This window comes from Agarivorans aestuarii (assembly GCF_019670125.1).
Taxonomy (GTDB): Bacteria; Pseudomonadota; Gammaproteobacteria; order Enterobacterales; family Celerinatantimonadaceae; genus Agarivorans; species Agarivorans aestuarii.
Genome location: NZ_AP023033.1, coordinates 3,619,029 through 3,637,600, shown reverse-complemented (window position 1 = coordinate 3,637,600; position 18,572 = coordinate 3,619,029). Strand labels below are relative to the sequence as shown.

Annotated in this window: 15 protein-coding genes; 9 read left to right on the top strand and 6 right to left on the bottom strand. The window is 45.3% G+C overall.

Annotated elements, in window-relative coordinates; all coding sequences use genetic code 11:
• Nucleotides 1–127 precede the first annotated feature (127 nt).
• Entirely contained in the window at nt 128–1,021 is an 894-nt protein-coding gene (locus K5609_RS16960; RefSeq protein WP_221074664.1) for a LysR family transcriptional regulator, read from the bottom strand.
• A gap of 119 nt (nt 1,022–1,140) precedes the next feature.
• Here K5609_RS16960 and K5609_RS16955 point away from each other — a divergent pair, with 119 nt between their 5' ends.
• Together K5609_RS16955 and prfC are read left to right on the top strand one after the other, a co-directional pair.
• Nucleotides 1,141–3,162 carry an alkyl/aryl-sulfatase gene (locus K5609_RS16955; RefSeq protein WP_221074663.1) on the top strand — a complete coding sequence of 674 codons (2,022 nt, stop codon included), beginning with the start codon at nt 1,141–1,143 and terminating at the stop codon, nt 3,160–3,162.
• Between the two features lie 461 nt (nt 3,163–3,623).
• Nucleotides 3,624–5,213, top strand: a complete 1,590-nt coding sequence (gene prfC, locus K5609_RS16950) for a peptide chain release factor 3 (protein WP_221074662.1) — start codon at nt 3,624–3,626, stop codon at nt 5,211–5,213.
• Nucleotides 5,214–5,563: 350 nt separating this feature from the next.
• On the opposite strand, the gene K5609_RS16945 is transcribed toward prfC, so the two are convergent.
• The 4 genes from K5609_RS16945 to K5609_RS16930 all read right to left on the bottom strand — a co-directional run bounded on the left by K5609_RS16945 (nt 5,564) and on the right by K5609_RS16930 (nt 10,274).
• On the bottom strand, nt 5,564–6,529 hold the full coding sequence (locus tag K5609_RS16945) for an ABC transporter permease (protein ID WP_016401427.1): 966 nt from the start codon (nt 6,527–6,529) through the stop codon (nt 5,564–5,566).
• A gap of 1 nt (nt 6,530) precedes the next feature.
• Nucleotides 6,531–7,652, bottom strand: coding sequence for an ABC transporter permease (locus tag K5609_RS16940; RefSeq protein ID WP_221074661.1), 1,122 nt, complete (start codon nt 7,650–7,652; stop codon nt 6,531–6,533).
• A complete protein-coding gene (locus K5609_RS16935) occupies nt 7,649–9,214 on the bottom strand; it encodes an ABC transporter ATP-binding protein (RefSeq protein WP_221074660.1) in 1,566 nt (521 codons plus the stop codon). The genes K5609_RS16940 and K5609_RS16935 overlap by 4 nt, the downstream gene beginning before the upstream one ends.
• Before the next feature lie 64 nt (nt 9,215–9,278).
• Nucleotides 9,279–10,274, bottom strand: coding sequence for a BMP family lipoprotein (locus K5609_RS16930; RefSeq protein ID WP_221074659.1), 996 nt, complete (start codon nt 10,272–10,274; stop codon nt 9,279–9,281).
• Between the two features lie 85 nt (nt 10,275–10,359).
• Here K5609_RS16930 and K5609_RS16925 point away from each other — a divergent pair, with 85 nt between their 5' ends.
• On the top strand, nt 10,360–10,557 hold the full coding sequence (locus K5609_RS16925) for a hypothetical protein (protein ID WP_221074658.1): 198 nt from the start codon (nt 10,360–10,362) through the stop codon (nt 10,555–10,557).
• Between the two features lie 282 nt (nt 10,558–10,839).
• Complete coding sequence (locus K5609_RS16920; protein WP_221074657.1) at nt 10,840–11,634, top strand: TatD family hydrolase; 795 nt, start codon at nt 10,840–10,842, stop codon at nt 11,632–11,634.
• A gap of 59 nt (nt 11,635–11,693) precedes the next feature.
• Here K5609_RS16920 and K5609_RS16915 read toward each other — a convergent pair whose 3' ends face one another.
• On the bottom strand, nt 11,694–13,115 hold the full coding sequence (locus K5609_RS16915) for a hypothetical protein (RefSeq protein WP_221074656.1): 1,422 nt from the start codon (nt 13,113–13,115) through the stop codon (nt 11,694–11,696).
• 187 nt (nt 13,116–13,302) lie between these two features.
• On the opposite strand from K5609_RS16915, the gene K5609_RS16910 reads away from it, so the two are divergent.
• The 5 genes from K5609_RS16910 (at nt 13,303) to K5609_RS16890 (ending at nt 18,557) form a co-directional block, all read left to right on the top strand.
• Nucleotides 13,303–13,473, top strand: coding sequence for a XapX domain-containing protein (locus tag K5609_RS16910; protein ID WP_016401421.1), 171 nt, complete (start codon nt 13,303–13,305; stop codon nt 13,471–13,473).
• Nucleotides 13,474–13,850: 377 nt separating this feature from the next.
• A complete protein-coding gene (locus K5609_RS16905) occupies nt 13,851–15,089 on the top strand; it encodes a NupC/NupG family nucleoside CNT transporter (RefSeq protein ID WP_016401420.1) in 1,239 nt (412 codons plus the stop codon).
• Nucleotides 15,090–15,189: 100 nt separating this feature from the next.
• Entirely contained in the window at nt 15,190–15,963 is a 774-nt protein-coding gene (deoC, locus tag K5609_RS16900) for a deoxyribose-phosphate aldolase (RefSeq protein ID WP_221074655.1), read from the top strand.
• A gap of 31 nt (nt 15,964–15,994) precedes the next feature.
• A complete protein-coding gene (deoA, locus tag K5609_RS16895) occupies nt 15,995–17,326 on the top strand; it encodes a thymidine phosphorylase (RefSeq protein WP_221074654.1) in 1,332 nt (443 codons plus the stop codon).
• A 10-nt stretch (nt 17,327–17,336) separates the two neighbouring features.
• Complete coding sequence (locus K5609_RS16890; protein WP_221074653.1) at nt 17,337–18,557, top strand: phosphopentomutase; 1,221 nt, start codon at nt 17,337–17,339, stop codon at nt 18,555–18,557.
• Nucleotides 18,558–18,572 lie beyond the last annotated feature (15 nt).

Sequence of the window (18,572 nt, the reverse complement as noted above, 5' to 3'; positions counted from 1 at the left end):
ACAGGCAATTACTGTACCAAACTCGCAACTCTATAGCTAGCTTGACCTTTTTTATTGATCTAATTGATATTAAATGCTGTTTGTAAAGAAAGCTGACGAGGAAACAATTAAAGAATGAACTACTCGCTTATTGGAAGCACTGTTTTAACTTTTCCCTTAGCCATTGGTTAGCGGGGCTACTTTTTTCTCGGTTATGAACCATTAAGCGGTAGGTGATTGGAATGGCTGTAAAAGGGGAAGAAAGGATCTGTAGACCTAGGCTCATGGCAAATTGTTCGGCGAGTGCTTTAGAGACCACGGCAAGGCAATCAGAGTTGGCTACCATAGACATTTGGACCATCATTGAGTCACATTCTGCGGCCACTTTGCGCTCTGCTAGAAGTTCTTCGGTAAAGTAATCTGCAAGATAGGTATCTTCCCGTCTTAGTTTTAGTGTGATGTGTTTTTCTTGGTAATAGTTGTCGACGCTTATTGAGCCCTTAATGCGGGGGTGTTTTTTACGCGCAATAACGCAGATTTGGTCACTAAACAGTGTTTCCGAAAAGAAAGATGCTGCGGAATGGTGGGCGAATTCAATCACCAGATCGGCTTGTTGTTGGTTTAAAAGGCTAAGCTGCTGCTCGATGTTATAAAGGGTGGGGTGCAACTCAATTTCTATGTTACCTAGAGTGTCGTCTTGCTCTAATTTGGGCAGCAGGGTTAGCATTAAAGGCTCTGGTGCATGTACCACAAACTTGCGGTAAGTTTGTGTATTAAATGCTTCTAGGCTTTCCAATGCATTGTGAATCTGACTGAGTGCGGGTTCAATTTTCCTCGCTAACTCGCGCGCGTGATGAGTGGGCGCTATACCCCTGCCGTCTCGAGTAAACAGTTTAACTCCGAGTTGCTCTTGAAGCCTCTTTAGAATGCCACTCACGCCGGGCTGGGTTAGATGCATGGCCTCCGCTGCAACAGTAATTGAGCGATGGCGATATACCGCTATAAACACTTTTAGTAGATTTAGGTCGATTGATTTGTTCATAGCCTAGCCATTTAAACATCACAAAACGAAATGTATTAAATAAATACTCATCTATGTATTGGTATGTGTCAATCAATTAAATTTAGGGCATATAAAGACAATAGATAGAGAAATAGCTCATGAATATTCGTTTTGTACCTTCTACCTTAACCTTGGCTTTAATGGTTTCCTTTGGTGTATCTGCAGATTATGCCAGCTTAGAAAACTACCAAGGTAAACCTGCCTCAGAGCATACTAAACAGGCTAATGCTGAGCTTGCTAAGCAATTACCGTGGGCAGACAACAGCGCATTTATACGTACCCAGCGGGGTCTTATTGCAGAATTTGGCAGCCATCAAGCGGGTGAACTGAAGCAACGTTTTAGCTATATGCAGAGCATGAGCCCTGAGCAATTGCCAGAAACGGTCAATCCCTCTATTTGGCGTCAAGGTATGCTTAACTATGCCGCTGGTGGTTTGTATCAGGTGACCGATGGTGTATATCAGATCCGTGGGGCCGATCTCTCTAATATGACCATTTATCGCACCGATAACGGCTATGTTATTCACGACCCATTGTTGTCGCGTGAAGCAGCGGCTGCATCCTGGGAATTTGCCAAACTACATCTACCTACAATAAATGGTACTCATACCATTACTGGGATGATTTACTCACATATGCATGCTGATCATTTTGGCGGCTCACGTGGTATTTTGGATTCAGGGGATATGCTTGAAAATGCCCCCATTTACGCACCTAAAGACTTCATCAAAGAACTTGCCGACGAAAATGTAATTGCTGGAACAGCAATGGGGCGTCGAGCCAATTATCAATACGGTACTACCTTAGATAACAATACCAAGGGCATTGTAGATAACGCCCTTGGCCTAGGGGTTTCTCGTGGCGAGGTGACCTTAGTGGCACCTACTCATGAAATTCAATCTCGTGAAAAAGAGTTAGTAATTGATGGCCTTTCTTTCCTTGCCATTAATATGCCTGGAGCAGAAGCGCCTGCAGAAATGGTGCTTTATGTTCCTAAGTACCGCTCATTGAACACCGCTGAATTAACCTATGACGGCATGCATAATATCTACACCTTCCGCGGTGCAAAAGTACGCGACTCGCTGGTTTGGACTAAGTATCTGACCGAATTGAAGTTGCGCTTTGTTGATAGTGGTTTAGTGGATAACATTCATGCGGCCCACTCTGCACCTGTTTGGAATGAAGCCAATACCGAGCAAAATGAAATCTCTGAGTACATGACCTTACAAAGAGATAATTATGGCTTTATTCACAACCAGTCAATGCGTTTAGCTAATCACGGTGTCACCATTCATGATGTTGGCCGTGAAATCGAGAAAATTGTACCGCAAGTACAAAAAGATACTTGGCATACCAATGGCTACCATGGCTCTTATAGCCACAATGCACGAGCCGTTGTGAACCTATATTTGGGTTACCATGACCTGAATCCTGTAAATACTAATCCACTGAAAACTAAAGATAAGTCTTGTGTATATGTGGAAGCTGCAGGAGCTGATGTTTTGTACCATGCAGGTAAGGGGCATTTTGAAAAGGGGAATTATCAACAAGCGGCTCAGTTGTTCAACGATTTGGTACAGTGTGACCCAAACAATATAGATTACCGTTTTGCCCTAGCAGACAGTTTTGAGCAGCAAGGTTATCAATCAGAAACCATGGCTTGGCGTAACTCTTATTTGCAAGGCGCTGTTGAACTGCGCACCGGGGCAATCCAGCCATCAATTAAACTTGCATCTGCCGACGTAATTGCCAATACGCCAACCGGAATGTTCCTCGATTTTGTCGCGGTGAAACTGAATGCTGAAAAAGCGGAGCAAGCTAACTTAAACTTTAGTTTTAGCGTATCGCATCCTGAATTGCATGAGCACTATTACGGTGAGGTGTCTAATGCCAATATGGCTAACATTCAGGTCGACAGTTTGCCTAAAACCGATGTGGCTTTATCCATTAGCAAAAACGACCTCACGCAAGTGGTGCTGGGTAAAACAAGCTTGGAACAGTTGTTAAAAGAGGGCGGCGCTAGCTTACAAGGTGATGCTAAACAGATAGAAACTTTAGTTAGCTGCTTGGATGAGTTTGACGGGCTGTTTGAAATCCTCCCTATGCCAAGCGGTAAATAAGCTTTACCAGCAAGCCCTCAAACTAAATTGAGGGCCATTACCTTAGTTAGGTAATGGCTATCGTGTGAAAACTGTACTCGCTCTCTCAAGCAAATGAAATAGTCTTATGGGAGGGCGATTTTTGGGCCTTAGAGAATGTGAGCCTAGTTACACAGGAAGGGATGAGCAAAAGGTTTAATGGGAGTTTTCAGCTATGAAGCTGACAACAAGATCAAGTATCGGTGATTTAGTTTAGAAAAACTCGGTTAGTTTAGACACCAACAAAGTACTAACAATAACAAGCTACCGTCCTTTTCCCATCGAATACTACATAGAATCTATAAGCGCTGATTGTTTATCAAAGCTAGATCGGTGAAAATACCCGCCAATTACGATTAACTAAACGCTGGGTGATTGTGCTGTTTCGGCCAAATTGCCGCTTTGCTGCATCCTCGCGTTATCAAATTAGAAGAATTGATTCGATGTCTAACGCTTCACTCTTGCAAGATATTGCTAGCCGAAGAACCTTTGCAATTATCTCTCACCCGGATGCGGGTAAAACCACCATTACTGAAAAAGTATTGTTATTCGGAAACGCGATTCAAAAAGCCGGCACGGTAAAAGGCCGCGGCAATGCGACTCATGCTAAATCTGACTGGATGGAGATGGAGAAAGAACGTGGCATCTCGGTAACCACATCGGTGATGCAGTTCCCGTTCAACGATTGTATTGTAAACCTGCTAGATACTCCCGGACACGAAGATTTCTCGGAAGATACTTACCGTACCTTAACCGCCGTTGACTCCTGTTTAATGGTGATTGATGCCGCTAAAGGTGTAGAAGATCGTACTCGTAAATTAATGGAAGTAACGCGCTTGCGCGATACTCCTATCGTTACTTTCATGAACAAATTGGACCGCGATATTCGTGACCCAATGGAAGTGATGGACGAGGTAGAAAGCGAACTTAACATTATGTGCGCTCCAATTACGTGGCCAATTGGCTGCGGTAAATTGTTTAAAGGTGTCTACCACATTCTTAAAGATGAAGTGATTCTTTACCAAACTGGTAAAGGCCACACCATTCAAGACGCGCAAATCATTAAGGGTTTAGACAACCCAGAAGTGGAAGCAGCCATTGGTGATGAGCTTAGCGAAACTTTGCGTGATGAGCTTGAACTTGTTATCGGTGCATCTAACGAATTTGACCATGAGTTGTTCTTAAGTGGTGAGCTTACCCCTGTGTATTTTGGTACAGCCTTAGGTAACTTTGGTGTTGACCACATGTTAGAAGGTTTAACTAACTGGGCGCCAGCACCCAAACCTCGCGCTACCGATGTGGGCGAAGTAAGTGCCAATGATGCTAGCTTCTCTGGCTTTGTATTTAAGATCCAAGCGAATATGGACCCTAAACACCGAGACCGTATCGCCTTTATGCGCATTGTGTCGGGCGAATACAACAAGGGTATGAAGATGCGCCATGTTCGCTTAGGTAAAGATGTGAGCATTTCGGATGCCGTTACCTTTATGGCGGGTGATCGTTCCGCTGCTGAAAAAGCCATTGCGGGCGACATTATTGGTTTGCATAACCATGGCACCATTCAAATAGGCGACACCTTTAGCCAAGGTGAAGCGATGAAGTTTACTGGTATTCCTAACTTTGCACCGGAAATGTTCCGCCGCATTCGTCTAAAAGATCCTTTGAAGCAAAAGCAATTGCTTAAAGGTTTGATTCAGTTGTCTGAAGAAGGTGCAGTGCAGTTGTTCCGCCCAATGCGTAACAATGATTTAATTGTTGGTGCGGTAGGTGTGCTGCAGTTTGACGTAGTGGTGCATCGCCTCCGTACCGAGTATAAAGTGGAAGCGGTATACGAAGGCATTAGTGTTGCCACTGCACGTTGGTGTGGCAGTGAAGATACTAAAAAGTTTGAAGAGTTTAAGAAAAAGGCTCACGACAACTTAGCCTTAGATGGCGGTGACAACCTCACCTACTTAGCGCCTACTATGGTTAACTTAAACCTAGCGACAGAGCGCTATCCAGAGGTTAAGTTTATGCAAACCCGCGAGCATTAAGCGGCGTTCAAGCATGTTTTAGGACGGTACAGCACAATAAAAAAAGGTCGCATAAAGCGACCTTTTTTGTGGCTAATACTAGGGGCTGTTTATCTTTCGCGGTTAAATATTGTTCGCGAAAAAATCGTTTTAGGCGCGGCAAGGATTGTATAGCCTAGCATTCTAGGTAAATAAGCCTTAACAGAGCATAAAACGATTTTAGCCGAACCCTTCGGGCAGCGTTTGTGGCTTATTTCTACTGCGTTATCAGCTTCTCATGTAGGCTCGCTACACATTAAAGCTTCTGCCTTGTACAAATTAACCACAAATCACTGCAAAATTCAGCTCGAAAGATAAACAACCCCTACGCGCTATTCGCGCTCTTTAGTATATGGAACACCAATCGCTTTTGGTGCGATAGCTTTACCGATAAAGCCTGCCAGTAAGAACACGGTAAGTACGTAAGGTATCGCTTCAATGGCTTGCACTGGAATCGCGAAGTCGCCAATAGAGACGCCTTGTAAACGTATCGCCATGGCATCCAAGAAACCAAACAGTAAACAGGCTGCCAATGCGGTAAATGGTCGCCACTTGCCAAAAATCAACGCGGCTAACGCCATATAACCTTTACCGGCACTCATGTTCGGAATGAACTGGGCAGTTTGCGCCACCGACAAGTACACGCCACCAATGCCGACCAGTAAGCCACAGATAATCACCGCGCTGTAACGCATTCTCACTACTGAGATACCCGCGGTATCAACCGCTGCTGGTGATTCACCCACCGCTCGTAAACGTAATCCAAAGCGGGTTTTAAACATTACATACCACGCTAAAGGCACGGTTATGATTAGCAAATACACCAAGGCCGAGTGGCCGCTAATTAGCTCTGAATACAACAAACCAATTACGGGTACATCGGCCATCGCCTCGGCACCCGGCAATTGAATAGGCGCGAAGCGGGCATCGCCACTTAAGGCGGGGGTTTGACCGCCTTGGTGGAACCAGTGACGCCCAAGGGTCACCGTTAAACCAGCCGCTAAAATGTTAATAGCCATACCACTTACAACATGATCGCCACGGTGAGTAATGGTGGCAAAGCCGTGTAATAGCGCTAATAGTACCGAGATGCCAATACCTGCCAACAGACCTAGCCAAGCCGAACCCGTTACATGCGCTGTTGCTGCACCAACAAATGCTGCAGCGAGTAACTTGCCTTCTAAGGCGATATTCACAATGCCGGAGCGCTCACAGAACATGCCGGCCAGTGAAGCGAAGATAAGCGGCGTCGCAACCCGTATGGTGGCGTCTAACATTAAGATAATTGTTTCAAACATCTTAAGCGACTCCTTCTGATGGGCTTGGTTTTTTAGCAAAAAGCTTGAGGTAAGTACGTTCAAGCGATGGCTTGAACATGTGCTCTAAAGCGCCTGAGAATAGAATCACCAAACCCTGAAGAACAACAACGATGTTACGGTCTACACCGTACTCAAAACTTAACTCTGCGCCACCTTGGTATAGGAAACCAAACAGTAAGCTGGCGAGTAATACACCAAGAGGGTGGTTGCGGCCCATCAGGGCTACAGCAATACCGGTAAAGCCAAAACCTTCTACAAAGTTTAATTTGATTTGGTGTAGTTCACCTTGCAGTACGTTAAGGCCAAAGAAGCCAGCCAGCATGCCCGATATCAACATCGCAATAATCACGATTTTAACGTAGCTAATACCTGCATAAGTGGCAGCGCTAGGGTTAGAACCTACCGAGCGTATTTCGTAGCCCCAGCGCGTATGCCAAATAAATAACCACAGCAACAAACAGCACAGTAAGGCGAAAATGAAGCTTAAATTGAGCGGGCTCGCAGACATGCTCACACCCACCCAGCTAAGCATTTCATGCATTTTGGGTAGCCAAGAAGACGCCGCAAAAACTCGGCTTTCGGTGGCCATTGTGGTCTCAGGTTTAAGAATATCAACCAGTAAATAGGCCATTAATGAGGCTGCAATAAAGTTGAACATGATGGTGGTGATTACGATGTGTGAACCACGCTTGGCTTGTAAGTAAGCAGGGATAAACGCCCAAGCTGCACCAAATAAACCACCCACAATAATGGCGACAGGGAATACCACATACCAAGGCGCAAACTCGCCTAAGGTTAAGCAGACTAAACCAACCCCTAAGCCACCAATATATGCTTGGCCTTCGCCACCAATATTAAATAAACCAGCGTGAAAGGCGATAGCCACGGCTAAACCGGTAAAGATAAATCCAGTGGTGTAATACAAGGTATAACCAATGCCTTCGGCATAGCCAAACGCGCCGGTCCACATCACTTTAATCGCATCGATGGGTGATATGTCGATATACATAAACAGCAAGGCCGACACTAAAAATGCGGCAAACACGTTGATTGCAGGTAATAGGGCAACGCTGACCCATGCAGGTACTTGAGTTTGGCTCATATTTCACCTCCCTGCGCGGTGTTTTTTATATGCTCTGGCACAATGTTGGCCATCATTAATCCTAAGGTTTGTTCATCCGCTTGTTCTGCGCTAACTTCACCTACAATCGCGCCATCAAAGACCACAATGATTCGATCGGCCAAGTTGACAATTTCATCTAATTCAACCGAGACCAGCAATACTGCTTTACCTGCGTCACGCGAGTGGATGATTTGTTGGTGAATGTATTCAATAGCACCAATGTCTACGCCACGGGTAGGTTGGCCAACCAGAAGAATATCTGGGTCTTGCTCCATCTCGCGAGCAATCACCAATTTTTGTTGGTTGCCTCCCGAGAAGTTGGCGGTTTTTAAGTTGGTATCTGCGGGGCGAACGTCCCACTTTTCCATGCTTTGTTGACAGCCCTGTTCAATCGCTTGCTTGTCTTGCAATACCCCTTTGTTGTATTGCGCAAGGTGGTGATAACCGAGTATATAAGCTTCTTTGGCTGCAAACTTATTGATAAGCCCTTGCTTGTGTCGGTCTTCAGGAATGTGGCCTACGCCAATGGACCTAATGCTGCGTGGGTTGTAATGGCTTTCGGCGTCAATGGTATGTCCGTTTAAGGTCATACTGCCGCTGCTTGGGGTGATAATGCCGCTTAATAAGCTAAGAATTTCTGACTGACCATTGCCTGATACTCCGGCAATACCAACGATTTCTCCAGCGCGAACATTAAACGAGATATCTTTTACGCGTTTAACCCCGGCACTATCTATGTAGCTAAGCTTGTTCACTTCAATTAATGGCGCTTGTGGTTTCGCTTCACCGCGCTCTACTTGCAGCAATACCTTGCGGCCTACCATTAGCTCTGCAAGTTGCTCTTGATTGGTTTCAGCTGTTACTACATGTTCAACCATTGCTCCCTGTCGCATCACCGATACATTGTCGGTAATGGCTAATACTTCACGAAGCTTATGGGTAATAATCATGATGGTGGTGCCTTGCTCACGTAACTTACCTAAAATGGTAAACAAGTGATCGGCTTCTTGCGGCGTGAGTACCCCAGTGGGTTCATCCAAAATGAGAATTTTAGCGCCACGATATAAGGCTTTTAAGATCTCTACACGTTGCTGCAAACCTACCGCTAGCTCACCAACAACGGCATCTAGTGGCACATCTAAACCGTAGTCTTTGGCTAGTTGCTTAAGCTTCTTACGCGCTGCGCTTAAACTATCTTCAAGCTTCCAGCCGTCTTCTGCACCAAGAACGATGTTTTCCAGCACCGTAAAGGTATCCACTAACATGAAGTGCTGGTGCACCATGCCAATACCCGCCTTGATGGCTTCTTGAGAATTATGTGGTTGGTAATGCTGGCCATGTACCTGCATAGAGCCAGAGTCGGCATGATAGAAGCCGTAAATAATACTCATTAGGGTGGATTTACCGGCGCCATTTTCGCCAATAATTCCATGAATTGTGCCTTTAGGAATGGCAAGGTCGATACTGCGATTGGCATGAACGCTGCCAAAGCGCTTATCGATTTTTTCCAGTTTAATGGCAAAATCAGCTGCGTGAATCAATTTCGATTTCCATTTCTAGCCAGTAAAAATACGCCAACTCGAGGTTGGCGCGTATTTTTAGCATTTAGTAGTTACAGGTGTTGTCCGACATGTAGTCATGAACAGTAATTTTGCCAGAAATAATATCGGCTTTAATTCCCTCTACGTATGCTTTCAATTCTGGAGTGATTAATGAAGCATTGTGCTCATCTTGCGCCCAATCAACAGAATCTTCCTTAAGACCTAAGGCTTTAATACCTGGCTGCCAAGTACCGTTCATGCCTTCTTCCCAAGTACTGTAAGCAACGGCGCCCACTTTCTTAACCATTGAGGTCAACATAGTGCCTGGCTGTAAGTGGTTTTGGTTTGAATCAACACCAATGGCATATTTGCCTGCATCTTTAGCGGCTTGGTAAACACCTAAACCGGTTCCGCCTGCTGCTGCATAGATAACGTCAGCACCTTGAGAAAACTGAGATTTAGCTAGCTCTGAGCCTTTAGCTGGATCGGCAAAAGCAGCTGGCGTAGAACCAGTCATGTTTTGCAGTACTTTGGTGTTGGCATTGGCATAAACCGCACCTTGCTCATAGCCACAGGCAAATTTACGGATAAGCGGGATGTCCATACCGCCTACAAAACCAACGGTATTGGTGTTAGATACTTTGGCTGCCAAGGCACCAACTAAGAAAGAACCTTCGTGTTCTTTAAATACCACCGATTGAACGTTGGGTTTATCAATCACCATGTCGATAATGGTGAACTGAGTATCAGGGTATTCGGCTGCTACTTTCTCAACGGCTGAGGCCATGTTAAAGCCTACAGCAACAATTGGGCTGAATCCGCGGCCCGCTAAACGGCGTAAACCTTGTTCGCGTTGCGCTTCATTCTGTGGTTCAAATTCGCGTACATCAACGCCTTTTTCTTTTTTAAATACTTCTACGCCATTGCGAAAAACAGCTTCATTGAATGATTTATCAAATTTGCCGGCAGTATCATAAACAACGGCTGGTTTAGCGGCTAACGCACTAAAAGAGGCAACTGCTAAAGCTGCAGCTGTAAGGTTGGTTGTGAATGTTTTCACGTCAAACTCCCTGTTTTTTTATTGAAATATTTTATCTAGTTAGGTCAGCGTTACTGGAACAAGCCCAAGCAGCACACTTGCGTAAATGGCGAAGCTCACAGCCGATGTATTCATTGTTGGTGAAGTGCATTTATCCAAGGATAGTAAACACCTACTTAAACTTACTAAGTGTAATCTACTATTGGGAATGTGTTGCACCATCGAGCATGACTTACTAGATATTGTCGGTGTCGCGTTTCGAATATTAACTATTTTCCCTGTAACCACTCTGTATATACAGTGATCCATTGGTAGAGTAGGATTAAGAATTACTGAATTCAATACGCTATTCTCAGTATTTATCTTAATTTGTTGGGGATTTAAGAGATATTACCTATATATGTGGGTAAAATTACTATAAGTGACATGAAGCTCAGCAGAAGAGGTGGTCTATGGTCGCTCGAATAATCAGGCTTTTTCGCCACTATATTGCTTGTTACGATAACTGGCTCCATAAAAATGGTTTGGACAAACCCTGTCGAAGTTGCATTCCTCAAGAGCACCCTAAACAGGATAAAGGCGAGTAATGGCCTGGTTTGATACCCATTGTCACTTGGACTTCGCGCCATTTAAGCAGGATTTACCCAGTTACTTAGCAGAGTTCAAACGCTGCAATATACAAGGCTGCCTAGTACCTGCTGTGGGCCCAGAAAACTGGCAAACCGTAGTCGGCCTATCTTTCCTAAAAATGTTGAAAATTGCCTTGGGTTACCATCCATGCTTTTTAGATAAAAATGCCTTGCAGGGTGAGCCAGAATTATTGCTTGGAGAATTAGAGGCTTTAGGCCAAATAGTGCAACAGCATCGAGAGCGGCTAAGTGCATGGGGAGAGTGTGGTTTAGACGGTCGTTTCCCCGAAACTAACGCTCATCAAGAGTTTGCCTTTAATTGGCAAATAAAGGCGGCTCAACAACAAGCTTTGCCCTTACTTATCCATTCGGTGCGACTGCATGATCGCGTTGCTCATCTACTCAAACAAGCTCAGTTTGACCAAGGCGGGATTATTCACGGTTTTAGTGGCAGCTATGTACAAGCTAGCCGCTTTGTTGATTTGGGTTTTAAAATTGGCGTAGGCGGCACCATTACTTGGCCGCGTTCAGAAAAAACGCGCAAGGCCTTAAAACGCCTACCGTTAGATGCTTTGGTGCTAGAAACCGACGCACCAGATATGCCTTTGTTTGAGATGCAACAACAGCACAATACGCCACTTAATCTCTCAGTTATTTTTGAGCAATTAGCAGCGCTGCGCAGCGAATCACCTCAAGAGCTTGAGCAGCGCCTATGGGACAACAGCCTACAAGTTTTAAGGCTAGAACCTTAAAGCTTTAAGGTATTACTAGGCGAATAGCCACTTAAGCTCGTTAGCAAGCCTATTCAGGTTTATGCCTTAAATTTGTCGATATGGTCGGCATTAACGGCGGCTACGGCTGCACTCACTAAAGTGGTTCCACTTAGTGGTTGTTCACTAGCGCCTAGTCGCATGGCGGGTGTCTCACCGTTTTGGTCGGTGATGACGTAGTTAAATAGGGCACGATTAATTTCAAATAAGGCGTCAACCGAGCTGGCACTTTTCAGCTGCTTCGACATGTTTTGCTCAAGGTGCACAAAGAAGTTCTGGCAAGCTTGCGGACGAGGTAAGTCGATGGGAGCGGGGACTTGCTGGCCTGAACTAATGCCACAAAACGCACCAAAAGGAGCTGGATACCAGCGGTCATTCCACCAACCTACTTTATTACCTGCAGCGCCCATATCTGATTGAGTACGAGGATGCTGATAGATGTAATACACGTCGGCAGATTTCTCTCGTATTTGTTCAACACAGCTCATAAGAGCCGCACCGCGGATACTGCTTTCGTGTTCGATATAGTGGTGAAAATGCTTAACTTGGTGGGTAAAACCGGATAAAAGCTGAAAGTGTGCGTAAGCACAAATTGCCGGTTGAATAATTTGAGTACCGCGCAGATGCGAGGTGGGACCGTAGTGTAAATCTTCAAAGTGATAACGGTTCAGGGTGAGCTGATAACGGCGCTTTAAGGCCTCTACAATGGGGCTATCTTGCAGTGCTGGTAGCCTAGTAGACGCTTGTTGCTGGTAGTAAACCGAATCATTAAGCTGCAATTGCGTTTGGTTATGGGTATGCAGTAATACGTAACCCGATTGCGCCTCGCTAGAGCACAACGCCCAAACACGCTTTTGCTCGGAAAACTCATGCACATTGCTTTCGGTATGAATCGCTAAAAACTTGCGTTTGAGAGCCATTACCTCTTGCTGGCGCGAATAAAACCGTAAACAGTGAAATAGGCGCTGTAGCAGTTGGTAATAGATTTTTGGCGCAATGCTCAGTTGCTGCATTATTTTCTGTGGGCTGTGGCCTAAGCTTAGAGAATTGAATAAACGACATAGTTGCTCACTGCCTTTCACGTGTACTTGGGTAAAGACGCTTTGGCATTTTCGGCATTGGTAACGTTGGCTGTTAGCACCGGTTTTTCCGTAGCGTTTAACGCCGGTAGTTGGGCCTAGGAAGAAGCCAGGTTCGCAATTGCTGCAACCACAGGGAGCTTTGCTTAAGTGTAGTTTGGTGCGTTCTTCAACAATCAAGTTTACGCTGTGGCTGTCAACGAGAGGTGGGTAACTACCACACGCTTTGCAATGCAAAGCGGGATAACCCAATTGATGACTTTCGGCTAAATAGTCTGAGCTTTCGGTTAATCCAAAATTGGGGCAGCGGCAGTTCTTACAGCAGTTAAACCGTTGTCTGTAGGCGAATTTTTGTTCTTTTTCAGGTTCAAGTGCTGCTGTCACTTTGTATTCCTTTTCAACATATTTAGTAACTAACTCTAGTTTGACTAATCTTTGACTATTATCCCGTGATCAGCCTCACGATTTTTAACAACTTAGAAACTTAAACTGCCAGCCATGAACTGAGGGGCAAAACAGCAATGGCGCTGTGCCTTTAGCAAGTTCCCACGTATTTAAAGGACGAAAGAAAATGTACGAAGTTATTATTGCCTTAATTACTGGCGCGGTGGTTGGCGTGGTTTTTAGTGCTATTAAACTGCCACTACCTGCTCCGCCGGTGCTATCGGGCATCATTGGTATTTTGGGTATCTATTTGGGAGGCATGGCCTACCAAAATGTCTTGGAACGTTTTTTTTCGTAACAAATTCGTTAAGCAACTTGGCTAATCGCTTAGGTATAAGATTTGATATTTCCTATAGTTTGCTTAGTAAGGTTGTGAATCGATAGTCGCCTTAGGAAGAAGTATGGCATAAACACATTTGGTAAGTAAGGTCTCTGAAACGGCTAATAAGTCGATTAGATTTGATCTAGTTATCATTTAGGCCAAAAACCCTAGGTATGATCGCCGGCAGTAAAATCCATTGCAGCTCAGCCGGCATTAAGGTAGTTACCTGATCAGATAGTTGAATGTAATGGAATACTAAACAGACACGTTGTAGAAGGCTTCTTGTGCTGGTGGCAAGAAGATAGAAACGATGTAAGTTTCACAAAAAATATAATTAAACATTAGGGACACGTATGAACAGTACAGTAATGAGCTTGGTCGGCGTACTCGCGCTACTGGGGATTGCATTCTTGCTTTCCGATAACAAAAAACGAATTAACAAACGTACCGTTTTGGGAGCTTTTGCTATCCAAGCTGGATTTGGTGCCTTTGTACTTTACCTTCCATTTGGTCAAGACGTGCTAGCTGCTGTTTCAGGTGGTGTTCAATCGGTGATTGACAGTGCCCAAGCGGGTATTAACTTTTTGTTTGGTGGCTTAGGCACTGACGCAATGTTTGGTAACGGTGTTGGCTTTGTATTTGCCATTCGTGTATTGCCTATTATTGTATTCTTCTCTTCACTCATCGCGGTACTTTACTACCTTGGCATTATGCAGAAGATCATCTTGGTAATTGGTGGTGCTCTACAAAAAGCATTAGGCACTAGCCGCCCAGAGTCTATGTCTGCTACTGCCAATATCTTTGTTGGTCAAACCGAAGCGCCAATTGTGGTTAAACCTTTTATCCCAAAAATGAGCGAGTCTGAGTTATTTGCCATTATGGTTGGTGGTTTGGCTTCGGTTGCAGGTTCTGTATTAGCGGGTTACGCGGGTTTAGGTGTAGAGCTTAAGTACTTGATTGCTGCTTCATTTATGGCAGCACCTGGTGGCCTATTGATGGCTAAAATCATCAAGCCTGAAACTAATGCTTCTGAGCAAGATATGGACGCTACTTTAGCCGAAGAAGATCGCCCAGCTAACGTTATCGACGCTGCAGCAAGTGGTGCTTCTACCGGTTTGCACTTAGCGCTTAACGTAGGTGCAATGCTACTTGCCTTCATTGGTTTGATTGCGTTGCTAAACGGCATGGTTGGTGGCATCGGTGGTTGGTTTGGTGTTGAAGGCTTAACCATTGAACTTATTTTAGGTTACATCTTCGCACCGGTTGCTTGGATTATTGGTGTGCCTTGGGCTGAAGCCATTCAAGCAGGTAGCTTTATTGGTCAAAAGCTTATCGTTAACGAATTTGTTGCTTACATTAACTTTGTTGATATTCGCGAAACACTGTCAGAGCACACTCAAGTAATTGTTACTTTTGCACTATGTGGTTTCGCTAACCTATCATCAATTGCAATTTTATTAGGTGGCTTAGGTAGCATGGCGCCATCACGCCGTGGTGATATTGCTCGTCTAGGTCTTAAAGCTGTAGCGGCTGCATCATTAGCTAACTTAATGAGTGCTGCACTTGCTGGTTTCTTCTTCAGCCTGCTATAAGCTAGTAAGGCTTCTTGGTAATATGCCAAGAAGCCTCTATTTCAGTTCAATCTATTGCTGCTCTGGCATTAGGTTTAATCTTAAACTTTGAGGAATAGTTATGTCTCAGTCTCTTACTGCTGTGGCGCGTCAAGCCCTTTCTTTAATGGACCTCACTACTCTTAACGATGACGATACTCGCGAGAGTGTGGCGGCTTTATGTGCTCAAGCTAAATCGGCTCAAGGCCAAGTTGCGGCTATTTGTATTTATCCACGCTTCATTCCATTTGCTCGTAAGGTATTGGCCGAACACGATGCTAGTGAAGTGAAAATTGCTACTGTGACTAACTTCCCTTTAGGTGAAGATGATGTGGAGTTGGCTGTAGCTGAAACGAAGGCCGCTGTAGCCTATGGCGCAGACGAAGTAGACGTTGTATTCCCATGGCGCGCCTTAATGGCCGGTAACGAGCAAGTGGGTTTTGACCTAGTTAAAGCCTGTAAAGCTGCCTGTGGCGAGATAAAGCTAAAAGTGATTATTGAAAGTGGCGAATTAAACAGCCCAGAACTGATTGCTAAAGCCAGTGAGTTGTCGATTAAAGCGGGTGCAGATTTTATTAAAACTTCTACCGGTAAAGTGCCGGTAAATGCAACGCCAGAAGCAGCAGAAATCATGCTAAAAGCAATCGCTGAGTTTAACCCAGATTGTGGCTTTAAAGCCGCAGGTGGAGTTAAAAGCGCCGAACAAGCGAAAGTTTACCTAGATCTTGCGACTAAAACACTTGGCGACGATTGGTTAAGCCAAGCGCATTTCCGCTTTGGTGCATCAAGTTTATTGGCTGCATTACAAGCCACTATATCAGGTGATGAGAACGCTCAAGCTGGCGCTGGTTATTAGTTAATTCTTCGATAAGAGTTAAGGAATGCTCATGTTGTTACCCCAAGAAATTATTCGACGTAAACGCGATGGCCAAGCGCTGTCGCTAGAAGAAATCCAGTTTATGGTTGACGGTATTACCAACGGCCAACTAAGTGATAGCCAAATTGGCGCATTTGCCATGGCGGTTTACTTCAACAGTATGAATGGTACCGAGGCTACCGCGCTTACCTGTGCAATGCGTGATTCAGGGCAAGTGCTTAACTGGGATCATCTTAATCTGCCTGGGCCTGTAGTGGATAAACACTCTACTGGTGGTGTGGGTGATTTAACGTCGTTACTCTTGGGGCCAATGGTCGCTGCATGTGGTGGCCATGTTCCGATGATTTCGGGGCGTGGATTAGGCCACACTGGCGGTACCTTAGACAAATTAGAAGCTATTCCTAATTACTCTATCAGCCCCACATCGCAGCAGTTTGAAAGCATTGTGAAGGATGTGGGTATTGCGATTATTGGCCAAACCGGAGAGTTGGCTCCGGCCGACAAACGCTTATATGGCATTCGTGATGTGACCGCCACGGTAGAGTCTATTCCCTTGATTACAGCTTCTATCTTGAGCAAAAAACTTGCCTCGGGCCTAGAAGCGTTAGTGATGGATGTAAAAGCTGGTAGTGGCGCATTTATGCCTAACTTTGCTCAATCGAAAGCCTTGGCCGAAAGCATTGTAGAAGTGGCTAATGCTGCGGGAGTTAAATGCTGTGCCTTGCTAACCGATATGAACCAGCCTTTAGCGCCCAGCGCAGGTAACGCGGTAGAAATTGCTGAAACCCTACGTTATTTAAAAGGCGATACTTCAGCGCATCGCTTACATCAGGTAACAAGGGCTTTAGCTAGTGAAATGTTGTTATCTAGCGGTTTAGCCAGCTCTCAACAAGAGGCCGAGGATAAACTTGCCGCAAGCATTAGCTCTGGTGCAGCTTTAGAGCGTTTTGCCAAAATGGTGAGTGCTTTAGGTGGGCCAAGTGATTTTGTTGAACGCAGCGAACATTACCTGCCTCAAGCCAAGGTTGTGAAGCCAGTAGCCGCAAAACAAAGTGGCATGGTTAAGCAACTAGATTGCCGAGAGTTGGGCATGGCGGTAGTAGGCTTGGGTGGCGGCAGAAGTGTGCCGGGAGCCGCCATTGATCACAGCGTAGGCATTAGTGAACTAGTAGAGTTAGGCGATGTGGTAGACAAGGGACAAAACTTGTTGATGCTGCATGCCAACGACGAAGACGCTTGGCAAGCGGCGGCAAAACAAATTCAACAGGCGATTAAACTCGACGAACCTAGCTCAGCGCAGGCCGATGTAAACCCTGTTTATCAGCGTATTGGTCCTTGTTAAGGAGACCCCTATGAAACGTGCAATTATATTAATGCTAGATTCCTTTGGCATTGGTGCCAGTGATGATGCCGAAAAGTTTGGCGATCAAGGTGCTAATACCATGCTGCACATTGCCGAGCAATGTGCCCAAGGAAATGCCGATAAAGGCCGTAGTGGCCCGTTAACAATTCCTAATCTAAATCGATTAGGTTTAGGCCATGCCTGCGGCGAAAGTGGTGGAGTATTTCCGCCAGGATTAGACGCTCAGGTTCAGCCTATTGGCAACTATGGTTATGCCGCCGAAATGTCTAGCGGTAAAGACACGCCAAGTGGTCACTGGGAAATTGCTGGCGTACCAGTATTGTTTGATTGGGGCTACTTTAGCGAGCCTGAAAATAGCTTCCCGCAAAGCTTGCTTGACGAGTTAGTTAAGCGTGCTGATTTACCGGGCTACCTTGGTAATTGCCATGCTTCAGGCACCGAAGTGCTGGAGCGTTTGGGTGAAGAACATATGGCTAGCGGTAAGCCGATTTTTTACACCTCTGCCGACAGCGTATTTCAAATCGCCGCTCATGAAGAAACATTTGGTTTAGAGCGTTTGCTTAAGCTGTGTGAAATTGCTCGTGAGCTAGTGGACCCTTACAACATTGGCCGAGTGATTGCGCGTCCATTTGTTGGCAACAGCGCAAAAGAATTCGCTCGCACCGGTAACCGCAGAGATTTATCGGTATTACCGCCTGCGCCCACCTTGTTAGACCGCATGGCAGAAGCTGGCGGTGAGGTAGTGAGCATTGGTAAAATTGCCGATATTTATGCCCAGCAAGGTATTACTCGCAAGGTAAAGGCTACCGGCCTAGAAGGCTTGTTTGATTTAACTTTGAGTGAAATGGATCGCCAAGTAGACAACAGCATCATCTTCACTAACTTTGTCGATTTTGACTCAGCATATGGGCATCGTCGTGATGTACCAGGTTATGCTGCTGCACTGGAATACTTCGATAAACGTTTACCTGAATTGCTGGATAAGCTTAGCGAGGACGATATCGTGATTCTTACCGCAGACCACGGTTGTGACCCAACCTGGCCGGGCAGTGATCATACTCGTGAACATATTCCTGTCATTTTCTACGGCAAAAATTTACCCGCTAAAAATGTTGGTAAACGCGATACCTTTGCCGACATTGGCCAAACCATCGCCGATTACATGAAACTGCCTGCTTTAGAGTACGGCACTAGCTTTTTACAAGAATAACAATGACGAGCAGCA

Excerpts from the sequence above, each read along its gene's own strand:
- K5609_RS16960 (WP_221074664.1), bottom strand. The coding sequence starts at position 1,021 with ATGAACAAATCAATCGACCTAAATCTACTAAAAGTGTTTATAGCGGTA.
- K5609_RS16945 (WP_016401427.1), bottom strand. The coding sequence starts at position 6,529 with ATGTTTGAAACAATTATCTTAATGTTAGACGCCACCATACGGGTTGCG.
- K5609_RS16955 (WP_221074663.1), top strand. The coding sequence starts at position 1,141 with ATGAATATTCGTTTTGTACCTTCTACCTTAACCTTGGCTTTAATGGTT.
- prfC (WP_221074662.1), top strand. The coding sequence starts at position 3,624 with ATGTCTAACGCTTCACTCTTGCAAGATATTGCTAGCCGAAGAACCTTT.
- K5609_RS16920 (WP_221074657.1), top strand. The coding sequence starts at position 10,840 with ATGGCCTGGTTTGATACCCATTGTCACTTGGACTTCGCGCCATTTAAG.
- deoC (WP_221074655.1), top strand. The coding sequence starts at position 15,190 with ATGTCTCAGTCTCTTACTGCTGTGGCGCGTCAAGCCCTTTCTTTAATG.
- K5609_RS16940 (WP_221074661.1), bottom strand. The coding sequence starts at position 7,652 with ATGAGCCAAACTCAAGTACCTGCATGGGTCAGCGTTGCCCTATTACCT.
- K5609_RS16905 (WP_016401420.1), top strand. The coding sequence starts at position 13,851 with ATGAACAGTACAGTAATGAGCTTGGTCGGCGTACTCGCGCTACTGGGG.
- deoA (WP_221074654.1), top strand. The coding sequence starts at position 15,995 with ATGTTGTTACCCCAAGAAATTATTCGACGTAAACGCGATGGCCAAGCG.
- K5609_RS16890 (WP_221074653.1), top strand. The coding sequence starts at position 17,337 with ATGAAACGTGCAATTATATTAATGCTAGATTCCTTTGGCATTGGTGCC.
- K5609_RS16925 (WP_221074658.1), top strand. The coding sequence starts at position 10,360 with ATGGCGAAGCTCACAGCCGATGTATTCATTGTTGGTGAAGTGCATTTA.
- K5609_RS16910 (WP_016401421.1), top strand. The coding sequence starts at position 13,303 with ATGTACGAAGTTATTATTGCCTTAATTACTGGCGCGGTGGTTGGCGTG.